12 protein-coding genes are annotated in these 18822 nt (G+C 66.7%); 6 read left to right on the top strand and 6 right to left on the bottom strand.

Features of this window, described 5'->3' with window-relative positions; all coding sequences use genetic code 11:
- Nucleotides 1–84: 84 nt before the first annotated feature.
- The 4 genes from NX780_RS12380 to NX780_RS12365 all read right to left on the bottom strand — a co-directional run bounded on the left by NX780_RS12380 (nt 85) and on the right by NX780_RS12365 (nt 5103).
- Nucleotides 85–954, bottom strand: a complete 870-nt coding sequence (locus NX780_RS12380) for a phytanoyl-CoA dioxygenase family protein (RefSeq protein ID WP_258828160.1) — start codon at nt 952–954, stop codon at nt 85–87.
- Nucleotides 938–2146, bottom strand: a complete 1209-nt coding sequence (locus NX780_RS12375) for a glycosyltransferase (protein WP_258828159.1) — start codon at nt 2144–2146, stop codon at nt 938–940. The genes NX780_RS12380 and NX780_RS12375 overlap by 17 nt, the downstream gene beginning before the upstream one ends.
- A 170-nt stretch (nt 2147–2316) precedes the next feature.
- Nucleotides 2317–4083 (bottom strand): allantoate amidohydrolase, encoded by a 1767-nt coding sequence (locus tag NX780_RS12370; protein ID WP_258828158.1) that lies wholly within the window; start codon nt 4081–4083, stop codon nt 2317–2319.
- 81 nt (nt 4084–4164) lie between these two features.
- Nucleotides 4165–5103, bottom strand: coding sequence for a LysR substrate-binding domain-containing protein (locus NX780_RS12365; protein WP_258828157.1), 939 nt, complete (start codon nt 5101–5103; stop codon nt 4165–4167).
- 114 nt (nt 5104–5217) lie between these two features.
- Between NX780_RS12365 and NX780_RS12360 the strand changes: the two genes are divergently transcribed.
- Together NX780_RS12360 and NX780_RS12355 are read left to right on the top strand one after the other, a co-directional pair.
- Nucleotides 5218–6465: a urate hydroxylase PuuD gene (locus NX780_RS12360; protein ID WP_258828156.1), complete on the top strand. Its 1248-nt coding sequence runs from the start codon at nt 5218–5220 to the stop codon at nt 6463–6465.
- Entirely contained in the window at nt 6466–7704 is a 1239-nt protein-coding gene (locus tag NX780_RS12355; RefSeq protein ID WP_258828155.1) for a M20/M25/M40 family metallo-hydrolase, read from the top strand.
- Here NX780_RS12355 and NX780_RS12350 read toward each other — a convergent pair.
- Together NX780_RS12350 and NX780_RS12345 are read right to left on the bottom strand one after the other, a co-directional pair.
- The gene (locus NX780_RS12350; protein ID WP_258828154.1) at nt 7672–9906 is read right to left on the bottom strand and encodes an RIFT barrel domain-containing protein; all 2235 of its coding nucleotides are present in this window, start codon (nt 9904–9906) and stop codon (nt 7672–7674) included. The genes NX780_RS12355 and NX780_RS12350 overlap by 33 nt on opposite strands.
- Before the next feature lie 81 nt (nt 9907–9987).
- The gene (locus NX780_RS12345) at nt 9988–12354 is read right to left on the bottom strand and encodes a S9 family peptidase (RefSeq protein WP_258828229.1); all 2367 of its coding nucleotides are present in this window, start codon (nt 12352–12354) and stop codon (nt 9988–9990) included.
- Between the two features lie 540 nt (nt 12355–12894).
- Here NX780_RS12345 and NX780_RS12340 point away from each other — a divergent pair.
- The 4 genes from NX780_RS12340 (at nt 12895) to nirB (ending at nt 18812) form a co-directional block, all read left to right on the top strand.
- The gene (locus NX780_RS12340; protein WP_258828153.1) at nt 12895–13536 is read left to right on the top strand and encodes an ANTAR domain-containing response regulator; all 642 of its coding nucleotides are present in this window, start codon (nt 12895–12897) and stop codon (nt 13534–13536) included.
- Between the two features lie 26 nt (nt 13537–13562).
- On the top strand, nt 13563–14699 hold the full coding sequence (locus NX780_RS12335) for a CmpA/NrtA family ABC transporter substrate-binding protein (RefSeq protein ID WP_258828152.1): 1137 nt from the start codon (nt 13563–13565) through the stop codon (nt 14697–14699).
- A gap of 257 nt (nt 14700–14956) precedes the next feature.
- Complete coding sequence (locus NX780_RS12330; RefSeq protein ID WP_258828151.1) at nt 14957–16252, top strand: MFS transporter; 1296 nt, start codon at nt 14957–14959, stop codon at nt 16250–16252.
- A 10-nt stretch (nt 16253–16262) separates the two neighbouring features.
- A complete protein-coding gene (gene nirB / locus NX780_RS12325; RefSeq protein WP_258828150.1) occupies nt 16263–18812 on the top strand; it encodes a nitrite reductase large subunit NirB in 2550 nt (849 codons plus the stop codon).
- Nucleotides 18813–18822 lie beyond the last annotated feature (10 nt).

The following is an 18822-nucleotide window of genomic DNA, read 5'->3' as shown; positions in this document are numbered from 1 at the left end:
GCGTGTACCTGGATTGTCGGCGTGCGGCGCGTCCGCCGCATGTGCCATTCGTCATGGTCGGTCGCTACGCAGGCCGTGGCGTCGTCAGGCCCGCGGCGGCAGGCTATGCAGCGGCAGCAGCCGGTGCACAACTTGTACGCAACCCGCCGTCAGCCGTTGCGCAGCGGTTGGAGGCGCCAGCCGGTCGAGGCGGCGTGCGAAGTGGGCCACGCCGGTTAGTGGTACTCCGAAGAGTTGCTGGCGCTGTGGGTTGGTGTTGAACTGCGCAAGATCGGCCGGGCTGGCACTGGGATAGGCCTTCATCCAGAAGTGCCCATAGGTATAAATGATCGACTTGCGCACTCTGTTGGTTCGGTTTGCTTCCGCCATGTGTAGGACATGTGTGTTGAACAAGACGACATCACCCGCGCGCGGCACGACGCGAACGACTGCGGACGAGCCGGCCAGCGTGGCGCGGTGTGGATTGACGTGCTTCTGCGGAAAGTGCTGACTCCCCGGGATGAAGGCGAGACAGCCCTGTTCTGGGCTGAGATCCTCGAAGTAGAAGTGGACCTTGGCGAGGAAAGTCGGCGCATGCGAAGGATCTACGCCTACCACGTCGGCGACGTCCGAGTGGAAAGGACTGGTAAATGTGGGACCTGGGTAGAACAGGCGCGCCGCGGTTTGGTTCAGTGCGATGTCTTCGCCGACCACCGCGCGCAACAGGGGAAACAGCGAGGGAAGGTCGGCCAACTCGATGAACACCGGGTCTGCGTCGAGGATGGCGGGCAAATCGACGTAGCGCTTGCCCTGCGCAGGCTCCGCATCTGCGTTGAGCCCCGCGCGCCTGGCGGCGGCATCGAAAGCGGCGCTGACGTGTGCCACTATCGCACGCGGGAGGAGATTTTTCAGGTGAACGAAGCCCTGAGTGTCATATTGAAGCTTCAGGTCGAGCAGCTCATCGGCAGTGTACATAGGGTTGGCTCTGGATGGTGTGGTCGTAGGTAGCCTGGGCAAACAATCCCAGTTGCGCCCTGGTGGTGTCGGTCCATGAGAATTGCTCGGCATAGGCCCGGGTGTCGGTGCGTAGCGGCGGGTGCGCGCGCAAGGCACGGACGGCCTCGGCAACGCCGCGCGCGCACAAGGACGGTAGCAGCCGGCCCGCCGCATGCTTGGTAATGAACTCGGGTGTACCGCCAACCGCGCTAGCCAGCACCGGGGTGCCGCAGGCCATCGATTCGAGCAGTACATTGGCCCAGCCTTCTCGGTCTGAGGCGAGGACGAGGGCATCGGCGGCCGCATAGTAGCCGCGCAGTGCATCCTGGCTAAGGACACCGGCAAAGCGAACCCGGGTTTCCACCCCCAAGCTGAGCGCCAGCTGCGCCAGGCGTGTTCGCTCCGGACCACCACCTACGATGATCAGCTGCACGTCGGGAAGCTCGGCGAGTGCGCCGATAACCCGGTGATGGCCCTTGCTGGCGATCAGGTGACCCACTGAGAGCAGCGTGTAGCCGTCGATCCCCAGCGCGGCGCGAGCGGTATCGCGCGACGAAGGATGGAACAGGCTGAGATCGACGCCGTTGCGCAATACGTGGATGCGATCCGCGGCGATGCCTAGTGCCATCAGTCGTGCCTTCAAGGCCGCGCTTACGCTGATCACGGCAGCTGCACGGTTTGCGGCCCAGCGGATCAGCCAGCGCGGCCAAGCGTAGTCTGGCAGTACATTGATGTCGCTCCCCAGCGCGCTGATCACGACCGGCTTGTCGAAGTGCCGGCCCAGCAGCGCAGCGGCCACGCCGTCGGGGTAGAAGTAATGAGCATCAATGAGGTCGAAGTCGTAGCCGTCTGCGATCAGCTCTTCAATGACGGACCGCGCGGCTTTAGCCAGCGCAAACGGCGCAGCGTGCATGCCGATGCGTGGCAGCTGCAGATAACGTGGGTGCAGCACGCGCACTCCATTTCGGGTCTCCTCGCGCGGCACGCGTGCATAGCGGCCATAGCGCCCGAAATACCCGGCGGTGAACGGGAACCAAGGAACCGGCGCGATCACGACTGACTCCATCGTTCTGCCGGCCAACTGATGGCGCAGGCTGGTTTCGGTGAAGATGCCATGCTGCGGCTCGACCATGTTCGGGAAGAGGGTGGAGAAAGTCAATATCTTGAGCATACCGCGTTGGTCTGGTGGGTTCGACGCGATGGAATGCACGACGCCGGCGCACCTGTACCGGCAGATGAGCACGATGTTAAGAAGCAATTACCGTGCCAAATTGCAACTAATTGAATTTGCGCAGTAATTTTCCGAAACCGTGTTGGTATGTAAGATCTACCGACAGTTACTTATTTCCCTCGGGAGTCGTCAAGGTGTCGGAGAAAGCCGAGCAGCACCTCGCCCGCCACCTCGGCGTCGTCCGCCGTCATCGTCTCCAGCGGATTGTGGCTGATGCCGCCATTCCCGCAGCGGGTGAACAGCATGGCCACTTCGGTGATCTTCGCCATCTCCATCGCGTCGTGGCCGGCGCCGGACAGCAGGTCGAAGCGCGGCAGCCCGCTGTCTTCGATGGCGGCGCCCAGCATGTCCATCAGGCGCGGCGAGCAGGGGGCGGCGTCCGCCTCCACCAGCTTCCACAGCTTTTCTCCAATGCCACGGCGCGCGCAGATGGCGGAGATGCCGGCCAAGATGTCATCCACCGCGGCGAGACGTTCTTCGTCGCTGGCCGCGCGGATGTCGAGCGACAGCCGGCACTGTCCGGGAATCACGTTGACCGAACCGGAAGGCACCTCGAGCTGGCCCACCGTGCCGACGAGCGACCCGCGTCCGCTGCAGCGCTGTTCCACCAGCAGCACGATTTCGGCGGCGGCGGCCGCCGCGTCGCGCCGCATGTCCATGGGCGTGGTGCCGGCATGGCTGGCGACGCCGCCCAACTCGACCAGGTAGCGCGAGCTGCCCGCGATCGCCGTGACCACGCCGACCGGCAGGCCGCGCTGCAGCAGCACCGGTCCCTGCTCGATGTGGAGTTCGACGAAGCCGAGGAGGGAATCCGGGGAGCGGGCAATGGCGGAAATCGCGGATGGATCGTGGCCGGCGGCCGTGAGTGCATCGCGCATCGACACGCCGTCGGCGTCGCGCTGCTCCAGCAGGGCGGCGTCAAAATGCCCGGTGATGGCGCTGCTGCCCAGGAAGGTGCCGCGATACCGCACCCCTTCCTCTTCCGCGAAGCCGACGACTTCCAGGTGGAAGGGCAGGCGCTCGCCGCGTTCGTTGAGGTACTGCACCAGCGCGATCGGCAGCAGGATGCCGAGCCGGCCGTCGTACTTGCCGCCGTTGCGCACGGTGTCGTAGTGCGAACCGGTCATCAGGACCCTGGCGTCGGCCTGCGCCGCCGCGTAGCGCCCGACCACGTTGCCCACCGCGTCGATATGGGTGTCCATGCCGGCCGCGCGCATCCACTCGGCCAATTGGATGGCGGTGCGCTGGTGCGCCGGTGTCATGTAGGCGCAGGTCAGGCCCTCGTCGGCGTCGCTGATGGCGCCCAGGGCTTCGGCCCGGTCCATCACCTGCGGACCGAAGCGCAGTTGCACGGCGAGCAGGGCGTTCAGGCGGATCTCGGCGATGCGGTGCACCTGGCGCAGGCATTCCTGCATTTCGTCCTCGATCCCGTTTTCCAGGCGCCGCGCGAAAGTGGCGATGATGGCGGCGCGGGACAGGCCGCGCCCGGTCGGCCCCTTGACCGCGAGGATGAAGGGAAAGCCGAACTTCTCTCCATACTGCGCGTTCAGTTCCTGCAGCCGCGCATATTCCTCGGGACTGCAGCGGTCCAGTCCCGACGCCGCCTGCTCGCCGGTCGACTCCGCCGTGAGTTGGCCCGCGATGGCGGCCTTGCCGGCCAGTTCCGGGTGGGCGCGCAGCAGCGCCAGCTGCTCGTCATGCGAGGCGTGCGCCACCACGGCCTGCAAGGCTTGCTTGAGGGCGGCGAGGCTGGGGAAGGGGCGATGAGCGGCCGCGCGCTCGGCGATCCAGGGCGAGTGCTCGTAGATGCCGCGCAGGGCGTCGATAAAGGCGGCGGGCGGGCAGCTGTTCAGGTCCGGCAGGGTGGTCGTGTTCAAGATTGCCTCCGTGGCGTCCGGGGATGATAGATCCTGCAACCCTCCCAGCTTATACGCTGGTGCGCATAGCGGGTATTGCGCCTACTTGGCCACCAGGGCGCGCGCGGCGCTGCTCACCTGGTCGCGCAGCCATTTGTGCTCGGACGACTGGTGCACGCGCTGGTGCCACAGCTGGTAGAAGCGCATCGGCGGGAACTTGATCGGCACCGTGAAGCTTTTCAGGGGCAGGGTGCGTTCGTAGAAGCGGATGAACTGGCGCCCGGTGGTGAGTACCAGGTCGCTCTGGGTCAGCATATAGGGAATCACCCCGAAGTAGGGCGACTCCACGGCCACCTTGCGCTGCATTCCCTGGCGGTCCAGCCAGGCGTCGATCACGCCGTGGTAGCCCGGCAGCATCTGCGACGGCGCCACGTGCGGCAGCGAGAGATAGTCCTCGACCGTCATGGCATCGACGGCCGTCCGTCGCGCGTAGGGGCTGTCGGCGCGCATGGTGCAGATGATCGGGTCCTCGAAGAGCTTGGACATGTGCAGGTGGGCCGGCGGTTCGTCCCAGTTGGCGATCACGAGGTCCATCTCGCCGTCGGACAGCATGCGCAGGTAGTCCAGGCCCGGCCCCAGGCTGTGGAACACGACCTTGCTGCCGGGCGAGCCGCGGCGCAGCGCCGCGACGACGTTCGGCAGGAACTGGGTGTCGAGGTAGTCGGGCGCGGCGATGTGGAAGGTGCGCGTCGCCTCCTCCGGCACGAAGGGCGACTTCTTCACGAACAGGCCCTCGGCCTCGTCGAGGATGCGCTTGGCCGGTTTCAGGAGGGTCTCGCCGTGCTGGGTCGGCACCATGCCGCGCGCACCGCGCACCAGCAGCGGGTCGCCGGTCAGTTCACGCAGTTTTCTCAGCGAAGCCGAGATCGAGGGCTGCGGCTGGTTCAGCTTGAGCGCGACGCGCGAAACGTTCTTCTCCACCAGCAGCAGGTAGAGAATGCGGATCAGGTGCAGGTCGAGGTGCTGGGGCAGGCTGGACATCGTGCTGGCTTCGCTTTGCGTATATCAATCTGGTTATGTCGAATATACGCTAGTTTTCATGTTGCAGAAATTGAAATCACGTTATCGTCGAGGGATACCCATCAAGGAAGCCTTATGGACGCCGTTGTCAACCTTGGATACCTGGGCCCCTATGCCCTCGAATGGTTCAACCTGCTCGTACGCTGGCTGCACATCATCACCGGCATCGCCTGGATCGGCGCTTCCTTCTATTTCGTCTGGCTCGACAACACCATCCGCCCGCCCGCGCCGGGCTCGGAGCTGGCGAAGAAGGGCGTGTCGGGCGAGCTGTGGGCGGTGCACGGGGGAGGCTTCTACAACCCGCAGAAATACCTGGTGGCGCCCGCCGAGCTGCCCACGGAACTCCACTGGTTCAAGTGGGAAGCCTATTCGACCTGGCTGTCGGGCTTCGCGCTGCTCGTCATCGTCTACTACCTGAACGCCCAGGCCATGATGGTCGACCGCGGCGTCGCGGACTTGAGCAGCTGGCAGGCGATCGGCATCGGCCTGGGCAGCCTGGTGGCCGGCTGGATCGTCTACGACCTGCTGTGCCGCTCGCCCCTGGGCCGGCACGACCTGGCCTTCGGGCTCACGATCTTCGCCTTCCTGGTCGCGAGCAGCTATGTGCTCACCCACCTGCTCAGCGGCCGCGCCGCCTTCCTGCACGTGGGCGCGATGATCGGCACCATGATGGTGGCGAACGTCGCCATGCTGATCATCCCGGGCCAGCGCAAGATGGTGAACGCCATGCTGGCGGGCGAGAAGCCCGATCCCGTCCACGGCATCAAGGCCAAGCAGCGCAGCGTCCACAACAACTACTTCACCCTGCCGGTGCTGTTCATCATGATCAGCAACCACTATGCGATGACCTACCGCCACCCATATTCCTGGGCGGTGCTGGGTGCGATCATGGCGGCGGGCGTGCTGATCCGCCACTTCTTCAATCTGCGCCACAAGGGCCGCGTCGAGTGGCGCTATCCGCTTGCCGGCGTGGCGATCCTGGCTTGTGTCGCGGTGGCGATCGCACCAAAAGCGCCTGCTTCGATCGCGGCGGCGGCGCCCGGCGTCGACGAGACGGCGCGCTTCGCCCGGGTGCGCACCATCATCGAGCAGCGCTGCGTGTCCTGCCATGCCGCCCACCCGACCCAGCCCGGCTTCGCCACGGCGCCCGCGGGCGTGATGCTGGACACGGCGGAACACGTGAGCCAGAACGCCGCGCGCATCTACCAGCAGACCGTGCAGATGAAGGCGATGCCGCTGGCGAACCTCACCAACATGACCGATGCCGAACGGGCGCAGGTCGGCGCCTGGTTCGAAGCCGGCGCAAAAACAGGAAAACAGTGAATGAACACCTCACCGCAAGAACGCCTGCTGGCCTGGATCGACGCCCACTTCGACGAGGAGGTCGGCTTCCTGCAGCAGGTCATCCGGATCCCGACCGACACCCCGCCGGGGAACAATGCGCCGCATGCCGAGGCCGTGGCAGGCATGCTGGAGCAATACGGCTGGACGGCCGAGCGGCACGCCGTGCCTGCCCAGGCGGTGCGCGACTACGGCATGGAAAGCATCACCAACCTGATCGTGCGCCGGCCCTACGGCGCGGGCGGGCCGACCGTCGCGCTCAATGCCCATGGCGACGTGGTGCCGCCGGGCGAGGGCTGGACCAAAGCACCCTACGGCGCCGAGATCATTGAGGGCGCCATGTACGGCCGCGCGGCCGCCGTCTCGAAGAGCGACTTCGCCACCTATGTGTTCGCGGCGCGGGCCTTGGAAAACCTCGGCGTGCCGCTCAGGGGCGCGCTCGAGCTGCACTTCACCTACGACGAGGAGTTCGGAGGCCTGCTCGGCCCGGGCTGGCTGCTGGAACAGAAGCTGACCCGGCCCGACTACGTGATCGCGGCCGGCTTCAGCTATCAGATCGTCACCGCCCACAACGCCTGCCTGCAGCTGGAGATCACGGTGCACGGCAAGGCCGGCCATGGCGCCATGCCCGAGACGGCGGTCGATGCGCTGCAGGCCGCGACCCGCATCCTGAACGCCATCTACGGCCAGCTGCCGGAACTGAAGAAGATCAAGTCGACGGTGGCGGGCATCGATTCCCCCACCATGCTGGTCGGTCGCATCGACGGCGGCACCAATACCAATGTGGTGCCGGGCAAGGTGGTCATGAAGCTGGACCGCCGCATGATTCCCGAGGAAGATCCGGTGGCGGTGGAGGCGCAGGTGTGCAGGCTGATCGAGGAGGCGGTGGCCGGGATGCCCGGCATCCGCCTCGAGATCCGGCGCCTGCTGCTCTCGCATGCGCTGCGGCCGCTGCAAGGGGCGGAACGCCTGGTGGAGTGCCTGCAGCGCCACGGCCGTGCGATCCTGGGGGAGGAAATCCCGGCCCAGGGCACGCCGCTGTATGCGGATGCGCGCCTCTACGGCGAGCACGGCATCCCGGCGGTGCTGTACGGCGCCGGCCCGCGTACGGTGCTGGAGGCGAACGCCAAGAAGGCCGACGAGCGCCTGGAGCTCGAGGACCTGCGCAAGGCCACCAAGGTGGTGGCGCTAACGCTGCTCGACTTCCTCGCTCCCGCCTGAGTCCCCACGCGGGACGATGGCGAACTGCGGCGCGCCGCTGTAATCCGGCTTGACGCTGCGCGCCATGAACTGGCGCCAGGCTTTCCTGCCTGGTTCGCCCAGCACGTCGGCGGCATAGGCAAGCGCTGGCTGCATGTTCGAGGGATAGCCGGTAGGGGCGTCCGAATAGCCGGTCATCTGGCCGGGCTTCACCTTGAGCGCCGCGGCCATCCAGGGACTGTCGCAGGGCAGGTTGCGCGCTTCTTCCGGCAGGCTGGCGCGGAATGCCTGTCCGATGGTGGCGTAGAGGGGGGAAGTGGCGCTGTCCCGCACCATCATGCTGTACATCGCCGCATCGAGCCAGCAGGCGCCGTCGCCGATCATGCGCTGTACAGGGAATGTCGCTTTCCAGCGCAAGAGTTCGCGCGCCTTGCCGAAGCCGAGTTCGGCGACATGGCCGACGGCGGACGTGAAGAAATCGTCTTGCCACGGAGCGAGGCCGCGCTTGCCCGCATAGACGATGGCATAACCGTTGACGAGCACGCCAAGGGCATTCGCTTTCCGATTGTGCGTGTAATTGGCGTTGTACCAGTCCAGGTTGCTTTCGAGGATTTCCAGGAAATGGCGCTTGAGCGGATGTGCGTCCGGCGTGATGTAGGCCGCCTCGCCGAGCGTGCGCAAGCCCCAGGCCTGGCCGCGCACCTGTTCCGGCACGAGCAGCCCCTTCCGGTTTTCGCGGTAGCCCGGATTTGATGCGAACACATTGTACATGGCCCAGAACTGCAGTTCTTCAAGGTAGTAATGGTCGCCCGTGAGCAGGTAGGGAAGGTAGGCGAAGGCCGGTTGGTGCGAGACGTCATGCTGGTTCGGCGTGGCGCAGGCCCCCCTGGCGGCGCAGGCGGGAAACTGCTCGCGCCTGCCGGTCGCGGGGTTGAGCGTATCGCTCGCGTTGCCGACGACGGTCATGTAGGGATAGTCGAGCAAACTGACGGGAAGGCCGGTGCCTTCGTCGCGGTAGTGTATCGACCAGCTGCCGGCAAGATCGGCGGTGCCGAGCGTGATCGCACGGGCCTCCGGGCCCATCCCCAGCAGGTAGGACGCAGCCCAGGCCGGCAGCAGTCCAATGTCGCCGCGGCCTCCCGTGGTCGGCATCGCGCGCAAGGCCGCGCCAACGCCCATCGGTTCGGTCTTCGGACCATGCCAGGACGCGAATGCGCCGGCCATCTTGCTTTCATCGATGCGCACCGACTGGTCATAATTCGGCAGGGCCCGCGAGGCGATCAGCTGGCGGGTGTCGTGGCGCACGTGGACGTCGGCGTCGCCGCCCCACCAGAACTGCTTGCGCCAGCGCGCGTGGTGGTAGTGGTTCAGCCCCTCCCGGCGGTAGACCTCGTCCTTGCCGACGGTGATGCGGGCGTCGTAGACGAAGTTCTGCGGAGCCGGCTCCCAGGCCCAGTTGTTCTCCACGGTGACGTCGATGCGCGCCCGGCCGGCCTGCGGATACCAGCGCAGGGCGAAGCGCGCGGCCAGGTGCGGATGGGGGCGGCCGCCGGCGTCGAGCAGGGGCGTGGACACCAGCCATTCGCGCACCAGCGGGCCGTCGAGCCAGAGGGCGGCCTTGTTCTGTTCCAGCAGCGGGCGCAGGGTGGCGGTCCAGGCCTTGCCCTTGAAACGCGCCTCGACCCTGGCGTCCAGCTCCTTGGCGGGCAGCGCGCTACCGGCCATCGCGCCCTTCGAAGCCCCAGTCACCAGCCCAATGACGACGGGACGCGCAGGCGCCAGGCGTTCGAGCACCAGCGAGACGACGGCATGCCGCACCGAGCCGTCGGGATGGTGCGCCTTGACGTCGGTTTGCACCGGCAGGATGCTGCCGTCGGCGAGCTTCGCCTGCAGCTGCTGGCCCGGCCTGAACTCGCCGACGCCGAAGACCTGTCCGAAGGTGACCGGAACATCGGCCTGGTCGCGCTTGCCGTTGTTCTCGAAGGAGAGCGTGGCCAGCGCGCCGGGGATCGCCGCCGGCGGCGCGGGCGGGGGACGATCGGACGTACGCGGCTTGTCCGGTTTCGCTGCTGGTGTGGTCCCGTAACGCAGTTCGATCACGCGCCCGGCATCGAGGCCCCCGCCGGCCGGCAGGCCCCTGGGCGTGTCGGTCGAGGACTGGGCATGGGCCTCGCACACGAGGACAGCGGACAGGAGGAAGAGAATCAGGCGGGAGATCAGCATGAGGGGGAAGAAAACCGTCTAATGAAAAAGGGCAAGCCGAGGCGCCCTGGGGCGCCCGGCATGTTACACCTTATTCTGCGATCACTTCGCCGGCTTGAGCGTGCGCTCGAACAACTGCCAAATGCGGCGGTACTGGTCGTACCAGGCTTCCGGCTGTACGTAGCCGTGGCGCTCCAGCGGATAGCTGGCCAGCTCCCAGTGGTCCTTTTTGAGCTCGATCAAGCGCTGGGCCATGCGCACGGAGTCCTGGTAGAACACGTTATCGTCGATCATGCCGTGGGCGATCAGGAGATGGCCTTGCAGCTTGTCGGCGTACTCGATCGGCGACGAGATTTTATAGGCCACCGGGTCGATGTCCGGCGTATTCAGGATGTTGGCCGTGTACTCGTGGTTGTAGGTCACCCAGTCGGTCACCGGACGCAGGGCGGCGCCGGCCTTGAAGGTTTCCGGCGCGCGCAGCAGGGCCATGAAAGTCATGAAGCCGCCGTAGCTGCCGCCGTAGACGCCCACGTTCTTCGCATCGCCCTGGTGCTGCGCGACCATGTAGTTCACGCCGTCGATGTAGTCGACCAGTTCCGGGTGGCCCATCTGGCGGTAGATCGCGGTGCGCCACTTGGCGCCATAACCCTTGGAGGCGCGGTAGTCCATGTCGAGCACGATGTAGCCGTTCTGGACCAGCAGGTTGTGGAACATCTGCTCGCGGAAGTAGTTCGGATAGCGCTTGCTGACGTTCTGCAGGTAGCCGGCACCGTGCACGAACGTCACCACCGGGTACTTCTTGCCCGGATCGAGCTGGGCCGGGCGATACAGCTTGGCCCAGACCGGGTCGCCGCCGGCGCTCGAAGGCACCGCCACGTACTGCGGCTCGATCCAGCTGCGCGCCTTGTAGGCCTCGCTGCGGGTATCGGTCAGCTTCACGGCCGCGCCGCCATTGGCGGGTACGGTGGCCACCTGCACCGGGGTGTAGCTGGCGGAGTAGTGGACCAGCAGCTTGCGCTCGTCCGGCGACAGGCGGAAGCGCTCGACGCCGTCCAGGCTGGTGACTTCCTTCACGCCACCTTTGGCGCCGACGGCGCAGACCTCGTAGTCGCCCGGGTTGGCGCGGTTGCACATCACCCAGGCCATGCTGCCGTCCTGCGACCAGCGCACGTCCGAGGCTTCCCACTTGCCGCTGGTGAGGGCGCGTGGCGCTCCACCATTGGCATCCTGGGTGTACAGGTGCGAATAGCCGCTTTCCTCGGACAGGTACCACAGGGTGCGGTTGTCCGGCAGCCAGCCGAATTCGTTGTTGTCGTAGTTGATCCAGGCCCCGTCGGTGAGGCGGTGTACCGGCTTGAGTCTGGCGGCCTGCAGGTCGACGGTGGCGATCCAGCGGTCCTTGTTGTCGACCGCGCGCAGCATCACGGCGGCGCTGGCGCCGTTCGCGGTCCATTCGATGGCGTCGGCGCCGTCGATCACGCGCACCGCGCGGTTGCCTTTCAGCGGATCTTTCTTGGCGGCGGCGCGCAGCTCGGCCAGCGGGTCGGTGGCGACGCCCGGCAGCACGTCGAAGGACAGGTCCTGCACCCGGTTGGTGCGCAGGTCGACCAGTTTCAGGGCATGCGCCGGCGGCATGGCGCGGCCGACGCGGGTGCGCACGTCCTCGAATTCCTCGTAGCCCGATTCCGTCACGTAGCGCGGCATCTTGCCGGCCTTCCCCTTGTCCGCGCCCTTCGGCTCGGTCACCACCAGCAGCCAGCGGCCGTCGGGCGACAGCACGGTGCTCTCGATGCTCACCTTGTCGCCCAAGTAGACCGGGCTCGGGGGCAGGGTCGGGTCGCTGCGACGCTGCTCGTTCATGCGCTCGCGCATGGCGTCGCGATCGTCCTTCTGGCGCTTCAGGTGCGCGCTCAGTTGCAGTTGCTGCTCGCGCAGCGGGTCGTCTTCGGCGGCTGCCGGGTCCTTCGCCGCGCGCGGCAGGGCGGCCGGGCCGACGATCTTGCTGGAGCGCTCCCACAGATACCAGTCGTTGCCGATGCGGTAGTGCACGCCCCGCTCGTCGGCGGTGAACTGCATGGCGTCCAGCTTGCTGGCGCCGCGCGTGATCTGCAGCAGGGCGCCGCTCTTGAGGTCGCGTTCGAACAGGTCGCCGTTACGCAGCATCAGGGCGCGGCTGTGGTCACGGTTGTAGACGACGTCGGCGCCGTCGATCTTCGCCAGGTCGGCATCCGCCACCTGCTTCGGCTTGGCGCCCTGGGTGACCACCCAGGTGTCGCGGATCGGCGAACCGGTGCGCTTCTGCTTGTAGTACACCTGCTTGCCGTCCCAGCTGAACCAGGCGGTCTCCACCGGGGTGCCGATCCAGTCAGGGTGGGACATGGCCTGGTCGAGGGTGATGGGCGTGGATGCCGCCGCCGGCAGCGCCAGGGCGAGAGCCGCCGCGAAGAGGGACAGGGAAGGTGTGCGCATTGTCATAAAGAGCTGAGTGGATGGGACTTTCTTGCCAGAAAAACGCGCTTGCATTCTAGCTCAGCAGACAATGTTGCGGTGAAGCGAAACAGGCCTGAAAAACGCCCAAAAAAACAGCGCCGCCGTACGTACGTACAGGCGGCGCATGCATATATGGGGCACTGCTGCGGCGCAGCGTGCGGGCGTCGTATCAGCCGCGGACGGCCGGCGCCCAGCCGCCGTGGGCGGCGTAGAGTTCGATCGAAAAGCTGCGCACGGCGGCGATGGCGCTGGCGACAAGACGGCGGGTGGATGCGGCCATGGTGTTCTCCTTGAATACGGTAAGAGGTGATGCGATGTTGCGTTGCAGTATAAGAACATCCGCGTCATAAATAAACTTTCGGTTTGTGATCTCCGCGATAGATGCGGCGAATAATTGTCGACTTCTCTCGATCCCAGATATTTACGACGCGAATGTCTCATTGCCGCCACTGTGAATGAAAAGGGCTGGCAGGAAAGGCCAGTGTTCAGGGTGGTGCGAATCTTGCATGTTCTTCCGTCATGAACTCGCCAGGCAGTGCCTCACCCTCCTTACGCATCGTTGTCGTCAATCCCGCGCTCGTGACGGGGGAGCAGGACGGCGCCGGCGCCGAACAGGCGCGCCGCAGCGCCGCCCTGCGCATCGGCCTCCTTGAATGCGGCTACGACCTGGTGGCCTCGCTGCCGGCCGACGCCTGGCTCGCGGAGCGCATCGGCCAGCTGCAGCCGGACATGATCATCGTCGACAGCGCCTCCAGCGCCCGCGACATCCTCGAGCACATCGTCATCGCGACCATGGATGCGCGCCGCCCGATCGTGCTGTTCACCGAAGACGACGCGCCAAGCAGCATGGACGCGGCCCTGGATGCCGGCGTCTCGGCGTATATCGTGGCCGGCCTGCAGGCCGAGCGGGTCAAGCCCGTGCTCGACGTGGCGCTGGCGCGCTTCCGGCGCGAGCAGAAGCTGCTGGAGGAACTGGAGGGCACGCGCCAGAAGCTGCTTGATCGCAAGCTGGTCGACCGCGCCAAGGGACTCCTGATGACGCGCTACCGGCTGAGCGAAGACCAGGCCTACCAACGCCTGCGCAGCATGGCGATGAACAAGAACATGAAGCTGGCCGAGATCGCGCAGCGGCTGATCGACGTGGAAGACCTGCTCGGCTAGCGCCGGCGGACGTATAAAGGATCACTATGGCAGTCTTTCAGGACAGCGGCGCATGGATCGCCGGCTCGGACAAACCGGAAGTTCGCGAGGTGCGGATCGGCTTCATGCCGCTCGCGGACTGCGCGCCCCTGGTGATGGCGTCGGTGCTCGGCTTCGACGAGAAGCACGGCTTGCGCTTTCAACTCAGCCGCGAACTGTCCTGGACCGGCATGCGCGACCGCCTGCTCGCGGGAGAGCTCGATGCGGCCCACGTGCTGCTTGGCCTGCTTGTCGGACTGCAGATGGGGATCGGCACCCGGCAGCGCCGGATGGCGGTCCTGATGAACCTGAACCAGAACGGACAGGGCATCACGCTCTCGCGCCTGCTTTCCCAGCAGGGCTTGAAGCGTCAGGAGCGGCGCCTGCGCTTCGCCCATACCTTCCCCACGGGGAACCATGCGATGTTCCTGTATTACTGGCTGGCGGCGCAGGGCATCGACCCGCTGGCGGACTGCGACATGGTGACGGTGCCCCCAGGCCAAATGGCGGCCAGCCTGGCGGCGGGCCACATCGACGGCTTCTGCGCGGGCGAACCCTGGGGTCAGCGCGCCGTGCGCGAGGGCCTGGGCGCGCTGGCGGCCTCCAGCGACGCCATCTGGCCGGACCATCCGGGCAAGGTGCTCGGCACGAGCGCGGATTTCGCGGCCGCGCATCCGCACACCTGCCGCGCGATGATCGCGGCCCTGCTGGACACGGTGCGCTGGCTGGATGCGTCGCGCCTGAACCGCGAAGCGGCGGCCGAGGTGCTGTCCAGTCCCGGCTACGTGAACGCGGACCGCGAGCTGCTCCAGGTCTGCCTGGCGGGACGCGGAAGTAACCCCGTGAAGATCCGCGGCCACAACGGCCTGCGCTTCTTCGGCGGCGGCGAGGCCACTTTTCCCTGGCTGTCCGACAGCATGTGGTTCCTGACCCAGCAGCGGCGCTGGGGCCTGCTGCGCACCGATCCGCACTGGCGCGCGGTGGCCGCGGAGCTCAACCGCATCGACCTCTACCGCGATGCCGCCAGCCAGGCGGGTGTCGACGTCCCGGCTGCCGACATGCGCAGCTCGACCCTGCTCGACGGCCGCGTGTGGGACGGTAGCGACGCCGCGGCCTACCTCGCCTCATTCGGGAGCACGGCCTGAAGCGGTGCGCTCGCTTGCATCATTCGCGGGCATGTTGCACCGCAATGTAGCGCGCTGCGGGCGAGCGCGCCTGCGCTTCCCTCTGGCGCCTGCGTGGCACGGCTCTTGCTCATAGTGGGTACAGGGTCAATGGCGATCCTCTTCATACTTTCGCCGGTCTAACGAAGGACCGGCAACCAGGACAACGGCGTCCGCGGCTACCTGCTTCATTCACGAGCAGGAGCGCGGACGCCGTTTTGTTTTCCAAAGGAAGAAACATGGCCAGCAAAGCGGACAGCATCAAGCTTCTCTCTTTCGACACGGCGCCGATGCGCGCCTTCCACCTCACCTGGGTGGCCTTCTTCATCTGCTTCTTCGCCTGGTTCGCCTGCGCACCGCTCATGCCGGTGATCAAGGGCGAGTTCGGCCTCTCGATGGAGCAGATCGCCAACATCAATATCGCGGCCGTCGCGATCACCATCTTCGTGCGCCTCATCGTCGGCCCCCTGTGCGACCGCTACGGCCCGCGCAAGACCTACACCGGCCTGCTGCTGCTCGGCGCGATTCCCGTGCTGGGCGTGGCCATGGCGCAGAGCTATGAAAGCTTCCTGCTGTTCCGCCTCGGGATCGGGGCCGTCGGCGCGAGCTTCGTCATCACCCAGTACCACACCTCGGTGATGTTCGGCCCGAAGGTGGTCGGCACCGCCAATGCGGCGGCGGCCGGCTGGGGCAACAGCGGTGGCGGCGCGGCGCAGGCCGTGATGCCGCTGCTGCTCACCGCGGTCACCATGCTGGGTGTCTCGCAGGCCCTGAGCTGGCGCGTGGCCCTCGTGGTGCCGGGCCTGATGATGATCGTGATGGCCTTCTTCTACTGGCGCTACACCCAGGATTGCCCGGCCGGGAACTACGACGACTTGCGCGCGCAGGGAGAGCTGCCGCAGGGCGGCAAGGGCGGCTGGGCGAGCTTCCGCGAGGCCTGCCGCAACCACCGCGCCTGGCTGCTCTTCGTCACCTATGGCGCCTGCTTCGGCATCGAGATCTTCATCCACAACATCGCGGCCGTGTACTACGTCGACAAGTACGGCCTCTCGCTGGGCGCCGCGGGCCTGGCGGCCGGCAGCTTCGGCCTGCTGGCCCTGTTCGCCCGCGCCCTGGGCGGCTGGCTCTCGGACCGCAGCGCACGCAAGGGCAGCCTGAACAGCCGCGTCACCGTGCTGTTCGTCCTGATGATCGGCGAGGGCCTGGGCCTGCTGTGGTTCGCCCAGGCCGACGGCGTCGCCTATGCCGTGATCGCCATGCTGTGCTTCGGCCTCTTCACCCACATGGCCTGCGGCGCCACCTATGCGCTGGTGCCCTTCGTGGCGCCCAAGGCGCTGGGCGGGGTGGCCGGCATCGTCGGCGCCGGCGGCAATGTCGGCGCCGTGCTGGCCGGCTTCCTGATGAAGGGCACGGGCGACATCGCCCAGACCCTCACCATCCTGAGCGTGCTGGTGCTGGTCTCGAGCCTGTGCGCCATCGCCGCCCGTTTCACCATTGGCGCCGCGCAGGATGCCCCCCTCGCTACCGCCGCTTAAGGAGTACGCAATGCATATCGTCGTCGTCGGCCACGGCATGGTGGGCCATAAATTCGTCGAGACCCTGCTGGCAGCGGGCACGCCCGGCCTGCGGGTCACCATCCTCGGGGAGGAGCCGCGTCCCGCCTACGACCGGGTCCACCTGTCCGAATTCTTCAGCGGGAAGAGCGCCGAGGACCTGTCGCTCGTCGCGCCCGGCTTCTTCGAGCGCGACGATGCGCTGCTGCGGCTGAATGCCCGCGTGACCGGGATCGACCGCGAGGCGCGCACCGTTCTGCTTGCCGATGGCGAAACCGTCGCCTACGACAGGCTGGTGCTGGCCACCGGTTCCTATCCCTTCGTGCCGCTGGTTCCCGGGGCGGACCGCAAGGACTGCTTCGTTTACCGCACCATCGAAGACCTGGAGGCGCTGCGGGAGTGCGCCGTCCGCGGAGGCGGATCGCGTTCGAAGACGGGCGTCGTGGTCGGCGGCGGCCTCCTGGGCCTCGAATGCGCCAAGGCGCTGCGCGACCTCGGCCTGCAGACCCACGTCGTCGAATTCGCCCCGCGCCTGATGGCGGTGCAGGTCGACGAGCCGGGCGCGCGCGTCCTGCGCAACAGGATCGAGGAGCTGGGCGTGCAGGTGCACACCCAGAAGAACACCTTGGCCATCGTCGACGGTGAGGTTGGCACGCATCGCATGCAGTTCGCCGACGGCACCCATCTGGACGCGGACATGATCGTGTTCTCGGCCGGCATCCGTCCACGCGACGAGCTGGCGCGCCATGGCGGCCTGGCGCTCGGCCAGCGTGGCGGCATCGTGATCGACGACTGCTGTTTGACATCGGACCCGCACATCTACGCCATCGGCGAATGCGCGCTCTGGAATGGCCAGCTGTTCGGCCTGGTGGCGCCGGGCTACGACATGGCGCGCACGGCGGCCCGCCATATCCTGCTTGAGGAGGGCGCGTTCACCGGCGCCGACATGAGCACCAAGCTCAAGCTCATGGGCGTGGACGTGGCGAGCATCGGCGACGCGCATGGCGCCACGAAGGGCGCGCGCAGCTATCAGTTCCTGGACGAGCGCAAGCAGGTCTACCGCAAGATCGTGACCTCCGATTGCGGCCAATACCTGCTCGGCGCCGTGCTGGTGGGCGACGCGACTCCTTACGGCGAACTGCTGCAGATGATGCTGAACCGGATCGCGCTGCCGGCTTCGCCCGAAGTCCTGATCCTGCCGCAGCTCGACGGCGCCGCGCGTCCGGCGCTCGGCGTGGATGCATTGCCGGCCGGCGCCCAGATCTGCTCCTGCAACGACGTCTCCAAGGGGGCGCTGTGCGAGGCGGTCGCGGGCGGCGCCACCTCGGTCGGCGCCCTGAAGAGCTGTACGAAGGCCGGCACCGCCTGCGGTGGCTGCGTTCCCTTGATGACCCAGGTGATGAACGCCGAGCTGTCGCGCCTGGGCGTGGCGGTCAACGACCACCTGTGCGAACACTTCGCCTGCTCGCGCCAGGAGCTCTACCACATCGTGCGCGTGGAAGGCATCCGCAGCTTCGGCGAACTGCTGGCGAAGCACGGCAAGGGGCTGGGCTGCGACATCTGCAAGCCGGTGGCGGCGAATATCCTTGCATCAAGCTGGAACGACTTCGTCCTGAAACCGGAACACGCCAGCCTGCAGGACTCGAACGACTACTTCCTCGGCAACATCCAGAAGGACGGGACCTATTCCGTGGTCCCGCGCATGCCGGGCGGCGAGGTGACGGCGGACGGCCTGATCGCGGTGGGGCAGGTGGCCAGGAAGTATGGCTTGTACACCAAGATCACGGGCGGCCAGCGGGTCGACCTGTTCGGCGCGCGCCTGGAGCAGCTGCCGCAGATCTGGGAAGAGCTGATCGCCGCCGGCTTCGAGTCCGGCCACGCCTACGGGAAGTCGCTGCGCACCGTGAAATCCTGCGTCGGTTCGACCTGGTGCCGCTACGGCGTGGGCGACAGCGTGGGCTTCGCGATCGCGCTGGAGAACCGCTACAAGGGCTTGCGCGCGCCGCACAAGATCAAGTTCGGCGTGTCCGGCTGCACCCGCGAATGCGCCGAGGCCCAGGGCAAGGACGTGGGCCTGATCGCCACCGAGAAGGGCTGGAACCTCTATGTCTGCGGTAACGGCGGCATGAAGCCGCGCCATGCGGAACTGATCGCGTCCAACCTCGACGAGGCGACGGTGGTGAAGCTGGTCGACCGCTTCCTGATGTTCTACGTGCGCACCGCCGGCCGCCTGCAGCGCACCAGCGTGTGGCGCGAGAACCTGGAGGGCGGGCTGGAATACCTCAAGCAGGTGGTGGTCGAGGACAAGCTGGGCATCGCCGCAGAACTGGAGGCGCAGATGCAGCACGTGGTCGACACCTATGCCTGCGAATGGAAGGAAGCCGTCAGCAATCCCGAGGTGCGGCGCCGCTTCCGCCATTTCGTCAACAGCGAGGCAGCGGACAGCAATGTCGTGTTCGTGCCGGAGCGCGGCCAGATCCGCCCGGCCAGTCTTGAAGAGCGACGCGGACGCGTCATCCCGATCGCCGCCAGCGCGGCCTGAACAGGAGCCC

The organism is Massilia agri, assembly GCF_024753255.1.
In the GTDB taxonomy this organism is placed as follows: domain Bacteria; phylum Pseudomonadota; class Gammaproteobacteria; order Burkholderiales; family Burkholderiaceae_D; genus Telluria; species Telluria agri.
This window is presented reverse-complemented; position numbering and strand designations above follow the sequence as displayed.